Origin of the sequence: Psychrobacter fozii, assembly GCF_003217155.1 — a bacterium.
Lineage (GTDB): Bacteria > Pseudomonadota > Gammaproteobacteria > Pseudomonadales > Moraxellaceae > Psychrobacter > Psychrobacter fozii.
In genome coordinates this window covers 193,337-212,154 of sequence record NZ_QJSU01000003.1, presented here as the reverse complement: position 1 = coordinate 212,154, position 18,818 = coordinate 193,337, and the positions used below count along the sequence as shown (strand labels likewise).

Below are 18,818 nucleotides of genomic sequence, written 5' to 3'. Positions count from 1 at the left end.
ATGATGAAGATATAAGCCTTTTAGCCAGTCATAATGCTTTTTTATTGATATAGACTAAAAAGCTGGTTAATTGGCTGGCTCTTTAGCATCCAACACCCACACCGCATCATGCCCGACAAAATACGTATGATGGTCTGCCACTTCCATATTATAGACATGATCCTCATAAGGGTTAGGGCAGATATCGTTATAGCGTCGCATCTGCTCGTGAATACTACTCTCTAATAATCCTGTTGCATCACCATATCTTTCAATGTTAGCTAGGGCCTTTTCAAATAACTTTTCATCACCAATACTGTTATCTTTGACTACCCTTCCATCAAAAATTAAAGGTGAATACATTTCTTTTATAAACTTACCAATTGTGTGTGTAGCAGGATCTTTATCTTGACTAAACCTCACATTCAATGTTTTATAAAGCTCAGGGTCTATAATAAAGGGTGCCTTTTCATTAATAACCAACTTAGCATCTGAAGTCTGTAGATTGACTGTCTTTATAACTTCTCTAAATCCTTCCTCTGTACTAGCTAAACTAACAAACTGGTAATCATTATCGGCGAATTTCACAAACTGAATCAGGCCATCTGTTTCCCACATATCATGCTCTTCGATACTTTGAGCATAAGCACAGCCTTCAGAAAAATTGGGCAAGGTACGTACAGGAAGAAACGAATAATCATCTAGTGCAATCGTATCGCCATGAGCAGAGGTTAGATATCCAGCTGGCAAACGCTCCGCCGATAACCATTCACCTTCCGTATCTTCAGGCTGGCGAGTGACCCAAAATGGGTGGTTACTGGTACATAAAATATAGTTCCTACCCTTCTCACCTTGCTCGGCTACCGTTTCGTTGAAGTATTCAACTTTAAAGATTCTTTCCTTTTTCGGGGATGTAAACGTACTTATGACAGGCTTATATTCTATGTCACCAATGCCACTTTCAGGTTTAGAGAGTACAGGCTTTGATAAAATTAAGTCGCCAACTTTAATATCTTGAATCGGTACTAACCCTTTATCCGTATGTACCAATGTACCTGCGACAAATCCTGTGTTGTTCATCGAATTTCCTTTTTTAAAAACTATTATTTAATCATCATGCATAATGTTAACTTAGCTCATCAAACCGCAGCCCAAACTTCATCAGATACTTACGCAGTCTATCGCTATCGTTCGGGCTTTTTAGCTTATCGCGTGAGTTGGCATACAGATAGCGCCCCGCCGCCGCTTGGTTTTTATGATTGATACAAACCTCAATCACATACGCCAGTTGCACTACATCAAATGGATCAATAGTCGCCAGCATGTCTTCATCGAGATATTGGCGTAAAATATGATGGCTACCCTGCTCAACGATTTCACTATTTAAAACGGAATCAGAGCTGTTATTGCTTAGGCTATTTTTAGTCCTAACATTACCGCTGTTTAAGCTATTAGAGCCGTTTGAACTGTCAAGCAATTCCCAAAGATGCGTTAAGCGTTCAATCTCCGCTTGTACGTCTACTTTCCTGATCACCTTACTTTCAGCCAGCGTGGTCAGGCGAATCATACTGGCGGTCAAATCACGGAAGTTGCCTTGCCATGTCGCATCCGCACTCATCGCAAAAGCTTCATACATCTGCCTTGCTTCTGGGGTAAATCGATATTGCTGCTGCTGCGCGCTACCCAAGCGCGCTAGCTCATAGTCGATATTAGCAGGTAAATCTTCTAACCTATCTTTGAGTGATGGCAGAAAAAACGTCCACGTATTGAGACGCGCAAACAAATCCGCTCGAAACTCGCCATTAGCGACCGCTTGCCGCAAGTCTTTATTGGTGCCTGCCATCAGCTGAAACGACACGCTAATCGGCGTATCACTACCGAGCGGATAAAAGCGCTGCTCCTCCAGTGCGGTCAATAGCATCGCTTGCTCATCCAGCCCCAACTCGCCAATCTCATCTAAGAATAATAATCCACCATCCGCTGATTTTAGTAGCCCATCTCGACTCGTCGCAGCGCCCGTAAATGCACCTTTGACATGACCAAACAGCACACTCATGGCGGTGTCACCACGCAGCGTGGCGCAGTTGACCTCGATGAATTGTTCAAGCGTGTTTTTGCCTTGCATGCTGCTGGCTTTGGCTTTTTTGAGCGCGTAGATTTGCCCTGCCAGTTGCGACTTGCCCGCCCCTGTTGCTCCCATCAGTAGTATGGGTGCAGTTGATCGGGTGGCGACTTTTTCGATATCGGAGATGAGCTTTTGATAAGCGGCATTTTGGGTGACTAGATTGGCTTGCAAGGTTTGCCAATGTTGCTGTTTTTCTGCTTCAAAGCGTTCACGCAAGCCATCATAGCGCGAGACGTCCAAATCAATCACTTGATAGCGCCCTTGCGGATCGGCTTGGTCAGGTCTTGGGCAAGGCGAGGTCTGAATCAAATCAGCTGGGATAAATCCCGCCTCTACCAATAAAAACCAGCAAATCTGCGCCACGTGCGTACCCGTGGTCAGATGCAGCAAGTAATCAGTATTCTCCTGAAAATCAAACCCTGCGGCAAAGTCATACAGCTCAGCATAAACGTCGGCAAAATCCCACGGACTAATCAATGCCACATGATGACCAATCACGTTAGTATTAGGGCTGACTTGTGCCACGTCATTCTTAATTATTTTAAACAGCCGCTTATCACGCTTGCTATACAAGATATGCAGCTCATCGACGAGCAGCTCATCATGCAGACCCAAACTGACGGTTGGACGCCAACGTTGCCAACGTTTATCATTAAAGCCATTATCTAAGGTAGTGCCAAGGAAGCCGATGACGGCTGTTTTGTTAGACATAAAGTTCAATCATCCAGAATATTGGTGCATGTACGAAAATTTAGTATGAGCGTTATAAGATAAAAATATCGATATATAGAATAAATACTATACTAATAGAATATTTTATAAATAAATTTTTATGACCCTATTTTTTTAATGGGGAAAATTAAATATTTTAAATCAATAATATCAAATACTTAAAAAATAATATTAAAATTCATTAAAACTTGGCACGCCCTTAGCATTATATAAAGTAAGAATTATCTTTCGTAATAAACACACTTTGCAACGCTAAGGAACACACCATGCAACCAACCACTCATAACATCATGCAAGATGGTGGAACGCCGATCAGACTTTGGACCAAGGGCGTGCCTGTCGATCCAAAAGCACACGACCAATTGATCAAAGCCTCAAAAATGCCGTTTGTATATAAATGGCTTGCGGTGATGCCTGATGTGCATGTCGGTATTGGCGCGACTATCGGTACGGTATTACCAACCAAAGAAGCGATTATTCCGGCTGCCGTTGGCGTCGATATCGGTTGCGGAATGATGGCCGTACAAACTACCCTAACCGCAAACGATTTGCCAGATAGCTTGCTCGGTCTGCGTACGGAGCTTGAAAAAGCCATTCCACATGGTCGTAGTAAAACGCGTGGTCGTGGGTCACGCCGCGATGTGGGTGCATGGGCAAACCCTGACGACACCGTCATGAACGGTTGGGGAACGCTGGTTGATGACTTTAACTATATAACCCAAAAGCACCCTAAACTTAAAAATACCAATAACCTTAACCATTTGGGTACGCTGGGTACGGGTAACCATTTCGTCGAAGTGTGCCTTGATGAAACCAATCAAGTTTGGATCATGCTGCACTCAGGCTCACGCGGTGTGGGTAATGCCATCGGTCGCTACTTTATTGAGCTGGCACGTGAGGACATGCGCAAGTGGTTTATCAATTTGCCAGATAAAGATTTGGCCTACTTTGCCGAGGGTACAGAGCACTTTGATGATTATTGGTTTGCCGTTGGTTGGGCGCAGCGTTTTGCCTTTAAAAACCGTGAAATCATGATGGAAAAAGCAATCAAAGCCCTACGCCAAATCATACCTAAGCCGTTTGATGCAGCCGTAAAAGCGGTGAACTGTCATCATAACTATGTGGAAAAAGAGCAACATTACGGCGAAGAAATATTTGTGACCCGCAAAGGTGCGGTACGTGCCCGCGTTGGTGAATACGGGATCATTCCGGGGTCAATGGGTGCCAAATCATTCATCGTGCGCGGTAAAGGGAACGAAGAATCGTTTTGCTCTTGCTCGCATGGTGCAGGTCGTATCATGTCACGTACCGAGGCGAAAAAGGTATTTACGGTCGCCGATCAAATTGCGCAGACTGCGGGTGTAGAATGCCGAAAGGACGCGGATGTGATTGATGAGATTCCAGCGGCTTATAAAAATATTGATGACGTGATGCAAGCGCAAAGTGATTTAGTAGAAGTAGTACATACCTTGCGTCAGGTGGTTTGTGTTAAAGGGTGAGAAGCGTTAATAAAAGGTCTGGGAGACCTTTTTAGCTTCGCAAGAATCAAGATATGCTTTAATGAGCTACCAATAATTAAAAATTATAATGAGAGGCGCAACTAGTCAGTTATTAGAAGTTACCATCTAACTAGTCTCTCTGAAATACCACTTTTATAATAAAGGATTAATTTTGATGAATATTCAAGAAAAGTTAAAAAAAGAAAATTGGAACTATGAAATAGCGGAAGGTGAATACTACGGATATTATTCACTAACTGAACACCTTTTAGCTTTAGCTAAAGAATCTACAAATAATAGTGAAGAAAGCCAAGCAAAAATATTCAACCTATTAGCACAGCTTTGTCATTTAGATTTTGATGCAAATAATAAAGTATCTCCTTATGGAGACATTCAAAATATCGTAGCAGATAAAGTAGAATGGCTTACAGATATAATAGACGATATTCATGAACCACTGCTGAAAAATAGAGTTGCTGATGTACTTTGGTTATGCCATGAACATAGAAATATTACATACGTCCATCAGGTTATTGATTCAGCAACATCTATGGATTTAAATCAAAATTTTGCTAGCCAAGATATTTTAGCCTGCTTTAGAAGAGCAACAATACTTGCTCTAGGAACAAATCAAAAGGTTAAAATTAATGAGCTTTATACTTATTTACTATTAGAAATAGATAATAGTACCGATGAAAGATACTTCAAACTTGGTATTGCTAGAGTTATTCTCGATTCAGGTTTGAATAAGAATGAAGAATATATACTTGCTAAAAAGATGCAGCAAATAGCGGAGTCTAAAAAAACTGAGTCTCACGTGAAAATGACACAAGCTATCGATTATTTAGATTTTGTGATTGATTCATATCATAAGTCTAAGAAAAAACAAAGTAAGTCCGAAGCTAACAATGAAAAAGGGCTTTATCTTGAGGTACATGCTGATAATAGAATGCTAGATAGTGGTCTAGCAGCTTGTGATTTTTATAAAAAAGCCCTTAATGCTTTTCAGGGTGTAGAACAACCATTTCGTGAAAACTTAAAAACTGAAGTAAGCATTAATAGAATAAGACAAAAAATTAATGATGCAAACCTGTCTGGACTAAACTCTATGCAAATGACCGAAACTGGAATTGATGTTTCTGAATTTACTGAACAAGCAATTAGTCGTGTCACTGGTACTACTAATTTATCAGAAGCCTTGAAAAGGTTTATAAATATAGTTGATGAACCAGACTATCAGGGAATGAGAGAACAGTACCACCCTAGTGTAATAGATTTTCTTGGAGGTAGTAGAGCAGTTTCACCCGTTGATGGTCGTACTATAGCAATAAATAAAGGCATTGATATAAATGACCCTAACAGTATAGAAGAGTGCAAAAACGACCATGCTATTAAGTTATTAATGACTAGAATCAACTTGACTGTAGAAAGTCAAGTTTTACCCGCACTGGATCAAATTAATTCAGAACATGTATTTACACGTGATTACCTAGAAGACTTATGTAAGCAAGCTCCTATTGTTCCACTTAATCGTCAGAAGTTAATGGGTCATGCTTTATATGCAGGGTTTCAGAAAGATTACTATACTTCAACGCATGTACTATGTCCTCAGTTTGAACATATGATTAGAATGATTCTAAAAAATTCAGGCGTTAAAACAACCTACATCGATCCTGCAAATGGTATTGAAACTGAAAATGGTTTAAGTACATTAATGAATTCTCCAGAGCTAATTAGCTTGCTAGGTGAAAATCTATATTTTGAAATTAAGACTCTATTTACAGACTCTAAGGGGTTTAATTTACGCAATAATATTGCCCATGGATTACTAGATGACGCACATGCAGTTACATCAGGAAGTGTTTATGCTTGGTTTCTAACCTTACGAATGATTATAAAATCAATTGAAAACAATATAGCACATCAGATTTAGTAGAATGAAACTAGCCAAAGCTCTACTGATCCGTAGCGATATGCAAACAAGTTGGCGCAAATCATTTGCATGAGCGACTTTAATACCCCTAAACGAATATAGATACGGTAAACTAAAGTGTGCATGGTATGTGACCACGGCGCAGTTTTATAACGATTTTCACATTGAGACATTTGATAATTACTTTTATACGAGGCAATACCCATGATGAACATGAACGATATGTTAGGCGCTGTAACAGGCGGTGATAACGATGAAAATGGCCTATCAGGCTTGATCGACAGCGCAAAAAACATCAGCAGCGAAGACATACAGAGATACCAAAGCATGTCAAAAGCTGAGCTATTAGATGAGATCAAAAACTCTGAGCACAGCGCTGCTGTTGTGGCGTTTATCAAAGATCTAATAGCGAAGAAATTCAACGGCTAAGCGTTGATATCTAAAGCTAAACCTTGATAGTTGATAGATGAACAGGGCCTAAAAAATATGCGTCATACCGTATTTTTTAGGCCCTTTTAATTGATAGTAATTGATAGCAACTTAAGCACGCACGATAAAATAATCACATCCCGCTTTACGAAAAATTAAACTTTGAGAGTGTACCAATGAGCTTTATGTCCAACCAAAGCGCCAGTACTGCCAGTGCCCATACTGCGAGCACCAAGAGCGCAACCCTAAAAATAGACGGCAGCACAGGCGAAGGTGGCGGACAAATCATTCGTACCGCTCTCTCATTATCGATGCTAACAGGCATACCCATAGAAATGACCAATATCCGTGCTGGGCGAGCCAAACCTGGGCTAATGCGTCAACACTTGATGTGCGTACAAGCGTCACAACAGATATCAAATGCCACCGTGACAGGTGCAGCGTTAGGCAGCTCATCGTTTCGCTTTGCGCCGAGTGCGATTCGATCAGGTGATTATCATTTTGATATTGGTTCGGCTGGTAGTACCAGTCTCGTGCTACAAACGCTACTCCCTGCCATGCTTTTTGCCAATACAGATCAAAGTGTCCACTCAACATTGAGTATAAAAGGCGGTACGCACAATCCTCTAGCGCCAACCACGGACTTTTTGCAACACGCATTTGTGCCTGCATTGGCGAAATTGGGCATGCAAGTGAATATTGAATGTGTGCAAGCAGGCTTTGCGCCCATCGGTGGCGGCGTGATTAAAGCAACCATTACACCGTTTATGCGCCGTGCTGATGCCAAGCCACTACACCTAACCGAACGTGGAGCGCTGTCAAATATCGCATTAGTAGCCAGTGTCCTAAATTTAGAATATGACATTGGCAAACGTGAACTTGCCAGCGCTAAATCCGTACTGCTTGAAAGCGGAGTGGATGCCTCACTTATTACTACTAGAGCTAATAAGCTAGACGGTATCGGTGAAGGCAATACTTGCTATGCGCAGGTTACTCATGAATGTGGCGATCATCTGCATCACGAAATATTTACACTACTGGGTGAAAAGCGTACGTCAGCGGAAAAGATGGGCTATCGCTTAGCAGGTTTAGTCAAACGCTATCTATTCAAAACCGATGCGCTGGTTGATGAGTACTTAACAGACCAGTTGCTATTGCCATTAGCTTTATCTGGTGGTGGCGAATTTACGGCACGAATCATCAGCCAACACACGGAAACTCAAGCATGGCTGATTAAGCAGTTTTTGCCCGTTGACATTAAGTTTGAAGCGGTTGATGAGCAGAAAACTTTGGTGCGAGTGATTTGTTGAGAAAGTCATGGCACAATCATACCTTACTCAATTACCCCTAAGCCGTGATATCATAACCGTACAATATGCGCGTTAATTATAAGTTAAGATAAATATTATTTGCTCTCGATATCATAAGTATTGATGCTTGAGACATACTGTTTTATCTATCATAAATAATTATCGCGCTTTTTAATTTTCCTGTTTTACAGCCGAGCCTCGCTATGCCCCAATCTCGTACCAACTTAAATCCTGAGCCTAAAAGTAACTTGCCTTATTTGACGGGTGTATTGCTACGCTACAGCACCTTTGCCGCAGCTGTCCTTCTGTTTTTAGCAGGGCTGTTGCTATTCAATTGGTGGCTAATTCTCATTGGTGGATTTGGGGTTGCTCTGGGCATTTATGACTTGCTTCAAACCAAGCACGCCATACTGAGTAACTATCCGGTTGCAGGTCATATCCGCTATGTATTGGAGGACTTTCGTCCTGAGATTCGTCAGTATTTGTTAGAGGATGACAAAGAGCAAGTACCGTTTTCACGCCAGCAGCGCGCGCTCGTTTATCAGCGCGCCAAAAACGTGAGTGATACCAATGCCTTTGGTACGCTAGATGACCTATATGCGCATGGCAAAGAGTGGTTTTTGCAATCAGCGGTTAGCCAACCTCTAGAGAATAAAGACTTTAAAATCATGGTTGGTGGTGAACGTTGTCAGCAGCCGCATGAGATGTCGGTGTTTAATATCTCAGCAATGAGCTTTGGTAGCTTGTCTGCCAATGCTGTTATGGCACTCAATCAAGGCGCAAAAATTGGCGGGTTTACGCATGATACGGGCGAAGGTGCGATCAGCCCTCATCATCGCAAGTTCGGTGGCGATTTGATTTGGGAGCTGGGTACAGGTTATTTCGGTTGCCGCGATGCCAATGGCGATTTTGATGCACAGTCTTTTGCTGAAAAAGCCGTTGATCCGCAAGTCAAAATGATCGAGATAAAGCTATCGCAAGGCGCTAAGCCGGGTAAAGGCGGCGTGCTACCAGCGGAGAAAATCACCCAAGAGATTGCTGATACGCGTCAAGTACCACTTGGTCAAGATTGCATTTCACCCTCTTCACATACCGCTTTTAGTACCCCGCGCGAACTCGTGGCGTTTTGGCAGCAGTTACGTGAATTATCTGGTGGCAAACCTGTTGGCTTCAAACTTTGTATTGGTCAGCCTTGGCAGTTTATGGCGATTGTCAAAGCTATGATTGAGATGGATAACTATCCTGATTTTATCGTCATTGATGGTGCTGAAGGTGGTACTGGTGCCGCACCTGTCGAGTTTATGGATAATGTCGGCATGCCGATGGTTGATGGGTTTTTACTGGTTCATAACACTTTAGTCGGCGCAGGTATTCGTGACAAAGTGCGACTGGGTGTGAGCGGCAAAATCGTCTCTGGTTTTGATATCGCTCGTATGATCGCTTTGGGTGCAGACTGGTGTAACTCAGCACGTGGCTTTATGTTTGCGGTCGGTTGTATTCAATCTCGCTCATGTCATACCAACACTTGCCCAACAGGTGTCGCTACCCAAGATCCATATCGCCAAAAAGCGCTTGATGTCCCAAGCAAAGCCGAGCGTGTCGCAAGCTTCCATAAGAATACGCTAAAATCACTTGCCAGTATCGTTGGTGCAGTCGGTTTACAGCATCCAAGCCAACTACAGCCTTACCATATTGCGCGTCGTTTAGAAGATGGACAGATAAAACTGCTGTCGAAGTTCTTTTATTTCACCGATAGAGGTGCATTACTTGATCAAAGTGCCCGTGCAGACGTGTTCAATCAGATGTGGGTGATGTCGACAGCGGATAGCTTCCTTGCCGATAATGATGCATTGATTGCCTACAATAAGGACTCGCGTGATACAGGCAAACAAACGCAAGCGCCAACTTTAAAAGCAGGCGATCAAGCAACAAACGATCAAGCAAACAATAATACTACTGGTATCATGATGGGTAATGTCAATAATACCTTTCGCGACTTCCCCCCTAGCAGTGAGTAAGCATTAGCGATTCATCATCGGTGAGCCATGACCACTGATATCTCTTTCCTTATGACAAAAGACACATAATTAATGCCAAGTTTTTCTCATACTTTACCTTTATGCACAGTCGCCCTGCTCTCATTTAGTATCAGCGCTTGCCAACCAATAGATACTACTGCCACTCATAGCGACACAGAAAACTGGTCTTGCCAGTCTCAGGATGCCCCTTTTTCTTATAGTGCCTGTCGTATTAAAGCAGAAGCATTGATTGATGGCCGTTACTCATTAAAGTTGTTTTGGCAACAGTATGAGAGTGCGCAACCCTTGCTAACTTTTGATAATTTGATGTCGACATTACCAAGCAATCAAGCGCTTAGCTTTGCCATGAATGCGGGTATGTACAATAAAGACTATGCACCGATTGGCTACACCATCATTGAAGGTAAAGAAGTTCGTGCATTAAACCTCAACGAAGGCGGCGGTAATTTTCACCTGCTACCCAATGGGGTCATGTGGTGGGATAAGTCTGGGAAGGTACAGATTACAGAAAGTAATGCCTTAAATGAGTTGCTTGCAGAGGGCAAAGCACAGCCTTGGTATGCGACCCAATCAGGCCCCATGCTCGTCATCAATAACGAGATACATCCACAATTCAAACCTGATAGCACCTCACTTAAGATTCGTAATGGTGCAGGCGTTTGTAGTGATGGCAGCATACAGTTTGTGAATAGTGATGAACCCGTCACGTTTTATCAGTTTGCATCCCTATTTAAAAACAATTTAAGCTGCCCAAATGCACTGTTTTTAGATGGTGGAATTGCATCGGCACTATATGCGCCTAGCATTGATAAGCATGATAAAAAAGAGATGGGCGTCATGATTGGTGTGGTTGAAAATAAAGAGTAATACGCATCTATATTTCAATGTTAATATCTATCTCATATTGCGTTCAATAAAAAGCACTTGAAATGACGTTGTCATCCAAGTGCTTTTTTTGTTATTGGTAATAATTAATGGTTAACAATCGCTAAAAACTAACCACCCAAGCTCATTTTAGGGCCAAACGGTTCATAATGGACACTATCGACACCATGATCTAATCCCACTAACCCATCAATCATACTTTCCATAAATGGCATTGATCCACATACATAGATATCGGCAGGCTTAGGCAATGTTTCAAGCCATGCAGCATCTAATAGCTGCCCAGACTCAAAGTAAAAAATATGCTTTTCTACGCGCTCAGCCTGTTCAAGTAGTTCATTTACCTGAGCAGAAAAAGCATGATGTGTGGCATTTTGGCACGCATAAACCCAAACAATAGGTCGTTTCGGATTGGCCAGTACTTGTGCCTCTAGCATAGACAGCACAGGTGTTACCCCCACACCGGCACTCATCAATACCAACGGAATCTCATTCTGCTGTACCAAATTTTGATTAAGCGCGAAGTCACCAGCTGGAGCCGATAATAAAACCGTGTCACCCACTTCTAATTGGTCGTGCATATAGTTAGAGACCAAGCCATGATGCTCATTGCGGTTGTCACGTCGAACAGCGAACTGAATGCCTGTCTCGGTACTGGCAGAGTATAAAGAATAATGACGCAGCGCAATATGATCGCTGTCTGCTGGATCTGTTTTCACCGTAATATATTGACCAGCGGTTAACTTCAGTTTACTCAGGTCAATATCTTGATTACTGTCTTCATTATCGTTCACTGGCACTACTGTAAAGGCTGCGATATCCGTAGCAGCCGCTACCTTTTCGGTCACTTTAAAAGGCGCAAATCCTTGCCACATCGCCTCTTTATACATGCCATGTTCAATCTGAATAAATACCGATGCGATCTCATCATAAGCTTCTGTCCAAGCGGTAATGATGTCGTCAGTGGCTGCCTCTCCTAGCACTTCTTTTATCGCACCGATCAAGTGCTTACCGACGATAGGATAATGCTCAGGCAAAATCTGTAACGCTCTATGTTTATGACTAATCTGGGTCACTTGTGGCAATAGCGTGGCCAATTTGTCCAAATGCTTGGCAGCGGCTAATACTGTTGTAGCTAGAGCGGTCTGTTGACGTCCTAGTTTTTGATTGGTCTCATTAAAAATATCTAACAGCTCAGGATGCTCATTAAACATGTTTCTATAGAATACGGTGGTAATCGCAACGCCATGTTCTTCAAGTACAGGAACGGTTGCTGTGACGATTTCTAAAGTCTTTGGTGAGGCCATGTTGTTTCTCAGTGTGTGGTCGAATTGATATATTAAAAAACAGGAGATAAGAATCTTTAAGTAAATATCTTAAATAAGAACACTTATAAGATTCATTTGAAATGAATGTTATCATGTTTTACTGAGTATACCAATGCCGAATTGTCATATTGCTTATTTTTAAACAAAAAAAGCAGCCATTATTTCGTCATAACGGCTGCTTTCATAAGGCTTCAATCAGAACTAATAGATTTTATAAGTGATAGTCGATTCAATATAATTTGGATACATGGAAGGCGAGTGAAAGTACTACAAGTAGTAGACTAAACGAGACTGACACCGTATCCAGTTTATAGAGGATTGACTATAGCATAAACGTCAAAACTATCGTGCTAAGTAACCGGTCATCTCTTCCACGCCATGTAAGGTCATGGGATACATCTTGTTATCCACGAGTTTTTTGATTTCAACGATGGTTTGAGTATATTGCCAATATGTCGGATTTTCTGGATTGAGCCAAGCCACTTTATCAAAATGATCCAGTACCCGTTTCAGCCATACGATACCCGCCTCGTTATTCATATACTCAACGCTACCTCCTACTGTCATCAACTCATAGGGTGACATAGACGCATCGCCAACGAATATCACGCGATACTCTCGGCCATATTTATTGAGCAGCTCATAGGTTGGCATTGGTGCGCTATGGCGACGGTTATTGTCTTTCCACACATAATCATAAAGACAATTGTGAAAATAAAAAAACTCTAAGGTTTTAAACTCGTTTTTTGCCGCAGAAAATAGTTTTTCAAGCGCTTCGACATGGACATCCATACTACCGCCCACATCAAACAGCATCAGCACTTTGACACGGTTTCGGCGCTCCGCCTGCATATGAATATCAAGCACGCCTTTTTTTGCGGTTCGCCTGATGGTCTCTTTAATATCAAGCTCATCGGCACTACCTGTACGTGCAAACTGGCGCAGATTACGCAGCGCCATCTGAATTTGACGTGTACCTAGCAAGTTATCATCATCGAGATTGCGATATTTGCGCTGCTCCCAGACTTTTGCTGCACTACGTTTTCGTGACTCACCGCCGACCCGTACGCCTTCTGGATGATCGCCGTAGGCACCAAATGGTGAAGTGCCGCCCGTCCCCACCCATTTACTACCACCTTGATGACGTTCTTTTTGCTCTTTTAGACGCTCTTCCAACGCCTTCATCAACTCCTCTAGCGAGCCATACTTTTTGAGTAGTCGACGTTGCTCTTCTGTCAGATTTTTTGGGTCTAGTTTTAAATCCAGCCATTCTTTAGGCACGTCCGTCAGCTTGGCCAATAACTCATCCAGATCTAAACTGTCGACGCCTTCAAAATAATCCGCCATGGCCCGATCAAATTTATCAAAGTGGCGCTCGTCTTTGACCATGCACAGTCGAATCAGCCGATACATATCTTCGCGGCTAGCAAAAGTAGTCAGTGCTGGATCTTCAGGATGCGATTGCATCATCAGCCCTTTATCTAACGCGGCATTGAGATCGAGCAGCTCGCGCGTACTGACTGGCACGCCGTAAGTACGCAAGGTATAAAACAGTTTGATAAACATAAGCTACGCATCACTTATTGGCTGATTGGGTTATGACTGAGCCTAGTGTTTATAAGCTCAAACCATGATAACGAGGCAGTTAAGTCGCCTTCTAGTGCTGACAGGCTAGCGACGCATCATATTGGCAAAACGCTGCAATAAACTCACATCCGCTTCGTTTTTCAGTAACGCACCATATAGTGGCGGAATGGATTTTTCACCACGCAAGTTTTCTTCTAGCTCTGCTTGCGCCATATCATCAGCAAGCAATAGCGTTAACCAATCGACCAATTCAGACGTTGATGGCGGCTTTTTAAGACCTTGAATACCACGCAATTTATAGAAGATATCGAGCGCATCATTAACCAGTTTTTCTTGAATATCAGGAAAATGTACATCAATGATTTGACGCATGGTTTCTTCTTCAGGGAAGTCAATATAATGAAAGAAACAACGACGCAAAAATGCGTCTGGCAACTCTTTTTCATTGTTCGACGTGATAATAACCACTGGGCGCTGCTCAGCCGTGATGGTCTCGCCCGTTTCATATACATAAAACGACATCTTATCAAGCTCATGTAGCAAGTCATTTGGGAACTCGATATCGGCTTTATCAATCTCATCGATCAGCAGCACACTGCGCTCTGTGCTGGTGAATGCATCCCACAGCTTACCTGGCTTGATATAGTTGGCAATGTCATAGACCTTGTCATCACCCAACTGTGAGTCTCGCAGGCGCGATACCGCATCATATTCATATAATCCTTGCTCGGCCTTGGTGGTCGATTTTACGTGCCAAGTGATGAGCGGCATCCCTAAGCTCTCTGCAACTTCTTCGGCCAATAGCGTCTTACCGGTGCCCGGCTCACCTTTAATTAGTAGAGGCTTTTGTAGCGTCATTGCTGCATTTACCGCTAGCTGCAAATCATCAGTAGCAATATAACTACTGGTACCGGTAAAGCTTTTCTTAGTCTTGTCAGTCGTGGTCATAATCGAGTCTCAGTTATTGTTATACATTAAGGCTGTTAGGAATCATCAAATTATTAAAACTAATCGATGGAAAATAAATTATCATTTAGATTAGCACAGCCTTGTTCATTGCCAAAATACTCATGCGTTCGCGATTGCTAAGCTTCGCGATTAATAAACATAGTATGAACTTCTCATCACGCTAAATGCTTTCACTCGCCTTCCTTGTATCCAAATTATATTGAACCGACTATCTCTCTCAGGAGGGGTAAAAAATCTCAAAAAAAAAGACACGCAAGGTGTCTTTTTTATAAAGTCTTATTTTACTACTTCAGCACTTTAACTTCGTTTCAAAAGATTCATTATGAACAACCGCTTTATAACTTATCCGATTTATCCATCTTGGACTTCTTCGTTAAGCTACTGTCTTTCTTTAAGCTGACCTCTGTTTCGGCCTTAACTGCTAAAGGTGTTTTACCAGACTGCGGAGTGACATCGGGTTGTTCAGTTAATGTATCACTTCCTGGCAAATAACTGCCTGTCGTCAACTGCATCGTCGCTTGCGTATCTTCTGCACTGCTTCTACGTGCTTTGTCTAAGCTCGATTCAAAAGCACCACGGATGAGTTGCCAAATAAAACCAACAAACAATCCCGCCACTAGCACCACCAATATCGGCACCATGCCAGCTATCGCACCAGCAAAATCTTTCATCATAATAGAATAGACAACGTGAATGCTAGCAGGTGCTAATACACTAGGGTCATTCAGAGCAGTACCAGGCGCTAATAAAACAGCAAACAGTACCATCCAACTCATACCGCCTATTGGCTTTGGCAGCATACGAGCGACCAATAACCATAATACCAATACGATAACGACACCGCCAAGGTAAGCATACATTGGCAGATCGGCAGGTGGCACGTCTTTGACCATCTGCCCCCACCAAATAGCAACCTCACCGAGAATATCACTGATGGCTTCTAACGGTAAGAGATGTACGATATTTTTTAACCAGTCCATACGCGTTTCACTATTTGCGTTTATAAATTGTGCGTCTTTTCGTTTTTGCAGGCAGACATTAGATACTGCCCTACTATAATCAGTAACAACGAATACATCATCGACATGCACACTTGATAGGCTGCTAGTTTATCACGACTCTCTACCAAAATGCATGTGACCAAATGTTTACTAAACGTTTTATTGATTACTTTCTAAGGAGCTCGTCTCAAGGATTTGTCTAAAGTCACCTTGCAACCATTTCCTTAAAATAAAGACACTAGTCGTAAATATTATCTTGCGCTTCACGGGCCCGTAATTCTGCTTGGCGACGCATGACATCTTGCGGCGGCATCTGCACAAAATAGCCTTGTGACTCTAGTTTTGCCAATACTTCTGCTTTATCGACACGGGCTAGCGTTGGCGTAGCTGCCAAATCTAGATGCATGACAAACTTACTACGGCCTAAGCCTGCACGGAAATCTTTGGGCAAAACACCCAACCAATCCCTAATCTCATCGGTATCATCTGGATAATCAGGGCGAGCAATATAGACATACATATCGTCATGTTTTGGAAATTTATAAATATCGCAATGCATAAAAACAACCTATCAGAAACTATCGCCATAGGTTAGCATATTTTGGACGATTATCAGTAGTCGCTTTATGTTTTGGTCTCAGTAATCGCTCCACATTTCCTACAATTTCACAGACGTAAAAACCGTCTATTTATTGATACTTGTATTGATAATCCTCTCAAAAAGTCATTTTTGCCAAAATTATCCACTTTAATGTGGTTCATGTCTTGTAAAAATACGATTAACCTTTCATAATAAAAGCGTTTTTCAGGAGAGAGTCAGTAAGCATCTGCCTCGTATCAAACCGCATTGGTCATACGATGTCTATAATTGCTATACGACCACCGAAGGCGCATCTACCCTGCCAATCGCTCAGGTAAAAGGACTGAAAAAACACATGTCATTATTGTTTAGTTAAACGCCATCAAGCGTGCATAACTCAAACATTAGGCATAACAAATCTGGAGAGCGGTAAAACGGACGACGTTTTACCCACCGAAGGGGAGAAAATACGCTATCATCAATAGCAGGTTTAGATTAAAAACCACATAGTGATGATTCGTGTTGAAAATCTCAGGTCACAGGACAGATAGGGCTATTGCTTAAACCGACGTTCAGCGTCTGTTTGGTCTACGGTTTTCTATTTATTTTTTGTGCCACCCTTTGATGTAATACTTGCGCCTTGCAATGTTGCTTCTCACTACTATGATAATGCGCATCCGTTTCTATACTTTTTGAGTATGACTGATGTACACATAAGGATTTGTTATGACCGATACTCAAGATAACCAAGCTCAAAATCAAGCGCCTCAACGCACTCCTCTATATCAGTCTCACGTCGACAGTGACGGCAAACTGGTGGATTTCTCTGGTTGGGAATTACCGATTCATTATGGCTCACAAATAGAAGAGCATGAAGCCGTTCGTACTGACGCAGGGATGTTTGACGTCTCACATATGGTCGTGGCTGATATCAAAGGCAGCGATGCAAAAGCATGGCTACAGAAACTGCTGGCCAACGATGTTGAGAAACTAAAAACTGTCGGTAAAGCCCTCTACTCTGGCATGCTAAATGAGCAAGGTGGCGTCATCGATGATTTGATCGTCTATCTAATGAATGAAGAAGCCACTGAATACCGTATCGTCTCTAATGCTGCCACTCGCGATAAAGACATGGCACAGTTCCATAAAGTCGCCGAAAGCTTTGACATTGCTATCACTGAGCGCCCTGAGCTTGCGATGATTGCTGTTCAAGGTCCAAACGCCGTAGAGAAACTGGCACAAGCCAAACCTAGCTGGGCAGATACCTTAGCAGGACTCAAGCCTTTCGTTGGTGCTGACTTAACAGATATCGAAGGCACAGATTGGTTCGTCGCGCGTACTGGTTACACAGGTGAAGATGGTGTCGAAGTCATCATGCATGGCGATGATGCACCAACGTTCTTTGAGCAATTAAAAGCCAATGGCATCAGACCTGCGGGCCTCGGTGCACGTGATACCTTGCGCATGGAAGCCGGTATGAACCTATATGGTCATGACATGGACGACTCGATCAGCCCTTATGAATGCAACATGGGCTGGACACTAGCGCTAAAAGACGAGCGTGACTTCGTCGGCCGTGCTGCCATGGTTAGCAAACGCAAGCAGTCAAAAGATGACAACACTGCAATGAAGCAAGTGGGTCTACTACTAACGACTCGCGGCGTATTGCGTGAAGGCATGACAGTGACCATCAATCAAGGCACAGACAATGAGCAGACTGGTATCATTACCAGTGGTACATTCTCCCCTAGCCTCAAAAACTCAATCGCGATTGCCCGTATTCCCGCTAGCGTATCAGACGATGATAACGTCCAAGTTGATCTGCGCGGCAAAGGTAAATTCGTTGATGTACGCGTTCTTAAACTACCGTTTGTCCGTAATGGCAAGCAGCAGTTTGACTCATAGGCTTTATAAATTCTATTATTAGCCTCTATTAGATTTAGCTTTACTACTCTTGCTTTACTATTCTTGTTAATTAACCTCTATCACGTAGGAGAGAGACCATGAGCAACATCCCAGCAGAACTAAAATACATTGCCAGCCACGAATGGTTACGCTTAGAAGACGACGGCACTATCACTGTTGGTATCACTGACCACGCTCAAGACCTACTGGGTGACGTGGTATTTGTTGAATTACCAGACGTCGGCGACATCATCGCTGTTGATGATGAAATCTCAGTGGTTGAATCAGTAAAAGCCGCTTCTGACGTTTATGCCCCTATCTCAGGTGAAGTTGTGGAAATCAACGAAGCACTAGAAGATGATCCTGAAATCATCAACTCTGACCCATATGGTGAAGGTTGGTTCTTTAGAATGAAGCCTGACAACATCGCTGACTACGAAGCATTACTGACTGCTGATGAGTACGAAAACGAGCTGTAATATCAGCCCGACACTCTAATCTACTAGCAGCGCTAGGG

General features: G+C 42.6%; 15 protein-coding genes and 2 riboswitches. Of the genes, 8 read left to right on the top strand and 7 right to left on the bottom strand.

Annotated features, from left to right (window positions below; genetic code table 11):
* Nucleotides 1-66: 66 nt before the first annotated feature.
* The gene (locus tag DFP82_RS14805; protein WP_110922723.1) at nt 67-1,059 is read right to left on the bottom strand and encodes a Hint domain-containing protein; all 993 of its coding nucleotides are present in this window, start codon (nt 1,057-1,059) and stop codon (nt 67-69) included.
* A 46-nt stretch (nt 1,060-1,105) separates the two neighbouring features.
* Nucleotides 1,106-2,815, bottom strand: a complete 1,710-nt coding sequence (gene rtcR, locus DFP82_RS05470; protein ID WP_110922722.1) for an RNA repair transcriptional activator RtcR — start codon at nt 2,813-2,815, stop codon at nt 1,106-1,108.
* Nucleotides 2,816-3,102: 287 nt separating this feature from the next.
* Here rtcR and DFP82_RS05465 point away from each other — a divergent pair, with 287 nt between their 5' ends.
* The 6 genes from DFP82_RS05465 (at nt 3,103) to DFP82_RS05435 (ending at nt 10,913) form a co-directional block, all read left to right on the top strand.
* Nucleotides 3,103-4,335 (top strand): RtcB family protein, encoded by a 1,233-nt coding sequence (locus DFP82_RS05465; RefSeq protein ID WP_110922721.1) that lies wholly within the window; start codon nt 3,103-3,105, stop codon nt 4,333-4,335.
* Between the two features lie 175 nt (nt 4,336-4,510).
* Nucleotides 4,511-6,268 (top strand): DUF4209 domain-containing protein, encoded by a 1,758-nt coding sequence (locus DFP82_RS05460; protein WP_110922720.1) that lies wholly within the window; start codon nt 4,511-4,513, stop codon nt 6,266-6,268.
* Nucleotides 6,269-6,472: 204 nt separating this feature from the next.
* The gene (locus tag DFP82_RS05450) at nt 6,473-6,697 is read left to right on the top strand and encodes a hypothetical protein (protein ID WP_110922718.1); all 225 of its coding nucleotides are present in this window, start codon (nt 6,473-6,475) and stop codon (nt 6,695-6,697) included.
* Nucleotides 6,698-6,882: 185 nt separating this feature from the next.
* Nucleotides 6,883-8,007, top strand: coding sequence for an RNA 3'-terminal phosphate cyclase (gene rtcA / locus DFP82_RS05445; RefSeq protein ID WP_110922717.1), 1,125 nt, complete (start codon nt 6,883-6,885; stop codon nt 8,005-8,007).
* A gap of 203 nt (nt 8,008-8,210) precedes the next feature.
* On the top strand, nt 8,211-10,025 hold the full coding sequence (locus tag DFP82_RS05440) for an FMN-binding glutamate synthase family protein (protein ID WP_110922716.1): 1,815 nt from the start codon (nt 8,211-8,213) through the stop codon (nt 10,023-10,025).
* Nucleotides 10,026-10,097: 72 nt separating this feature from the next.
* Nucleotides 10,098-10,913 carry a phosphodiester glycosidase family protein gene (locus tag DFP82_RS05435; RefSeq protein WP_110922715.1) on the top strand — a complete coding sequence of 272 codons (816 nt, stop codon included), beginning with the start codon at nt 10,098-10,100 and terminating at the stop codon, nt 10,911-10,913.
* Nucleotides 10,914-11,041: 128 nt separating this feature from the next.
* Here DFP82_RS05435 and DFP82_RS05430 read toward each other — a convergent pair whose 3' ends face one another.
* The 5 genes from DFP82_RS05430 to DFP82_RS05410 all read right to left on the bottom strand — a co-directional run bounded on the left by DFP82_RS05430 (nt 11,042) and on the right by DFP82_RS05410 (nt 16,375).
* Nucleotides 11,042-12,238, bottom strand: a complete 1,197-nt coding sequence (locus DFP82_RS05430; RefSeq protein WP_110922714.1) for a globin domain-containing protein — start codon at nt 12,236-12,238, stop codon at nt 11,042-11,044.
* Nucleotides 12,239-12,601: 363 nt separating this feature from the next.
* Nucleotides 12,602-13,825, bottom strand: a complete 1,224-nt coding sequence (locus tag DFP82_RS05425) for a vWA domain-containing protein (protein ID WP_110922713.1) — start codon at nt 13,823-13,825, stop codon at nt 12,602-12,604.
* A gap of 105 nt (nt 13,826-13,930) precedes the next feature.
* Nucleotides 13,931-14,794: an AAA family ATPase gene (locus DFP82_RS05420; RefSeq protein WP_110922712.1), complete on the bottom strand. Its 864-nt coding sequence runs from the start codon at nt 14,792-14,794 to the stop codon at nt 13,931-13,933.
* Nucleotides 14,795-15,150: 356 nt separating this feature from the next.
* Nucleotides 15,151-15,795, bottom strand: a complete 645-nt coding sequence (locus DFP82_RS05415) for a hypothetical protein (protein WP_110922711.1) — start codon at nt 15,793-15,795, stop codon at nt 15,151-15,153.
* A 259-nt stretch (nt 15,796-16,054) separates the two neighbouring features.
* Nucleotides 16,055-16,375 carry a YcgL domain-containing protein gene (locus DFP82_RS05410; protein WP_110922710.1) on the bottom strand — a complete coding sequence of 107 codons (321 nt, stop codon included), beginning with the start codon at nt 16,373-16,375 and terminating at the stop codon, nt 16,055-16,057.
* Nucleotides 16,376-16,612: 237 nt separating this feature from the next.
* Nucleotides 16,613-16,752: riboswitch (glycine riboswitch) on the top strand.
* Nucleotides 16,753-16,805: 53 nt separating this feature from the next.
* Nucleotides 16,806-16,953, top strand: a riboswitch (glycine riboswitch).
* Between the two features lie 169 nt (nt 16,954-17,122).
* Between DFP82_RS05410 and gcvT the strand changes: the two genes are divergently transcribed.
* Together gcvT and gcvH are read left to right on the top strand one after the other, a co-directional pair.
* Nucleotides 17,123-18,301, top strand: a complete 1,179-nt coding sequence (gene gcvT, locus DFP82_RS05405) for a glycine cleavage system aminomethyltransferase GcvT (protein ID WP_110922709.1) — start codon at nt 17,123-17,125, stop codon at nt 18,299-18,301.
* 98 nt (nt 18,302-18,399) lie between these two features.
* Nucleotides 18,400-18,780: a glycine cleavage system protein GcvH gene (gene gcvH / locus DFP82_RS05400; RefSeq protein WP_110922708.1), complete on the top strand. Its 381-nt coding sequence runs from the start codon at nt 18,400-18,402 to the stop codon at nt 18,778-18,780.
* Nucleotides 18,781-18,818 lie beyond the last annotated feature (38 nt).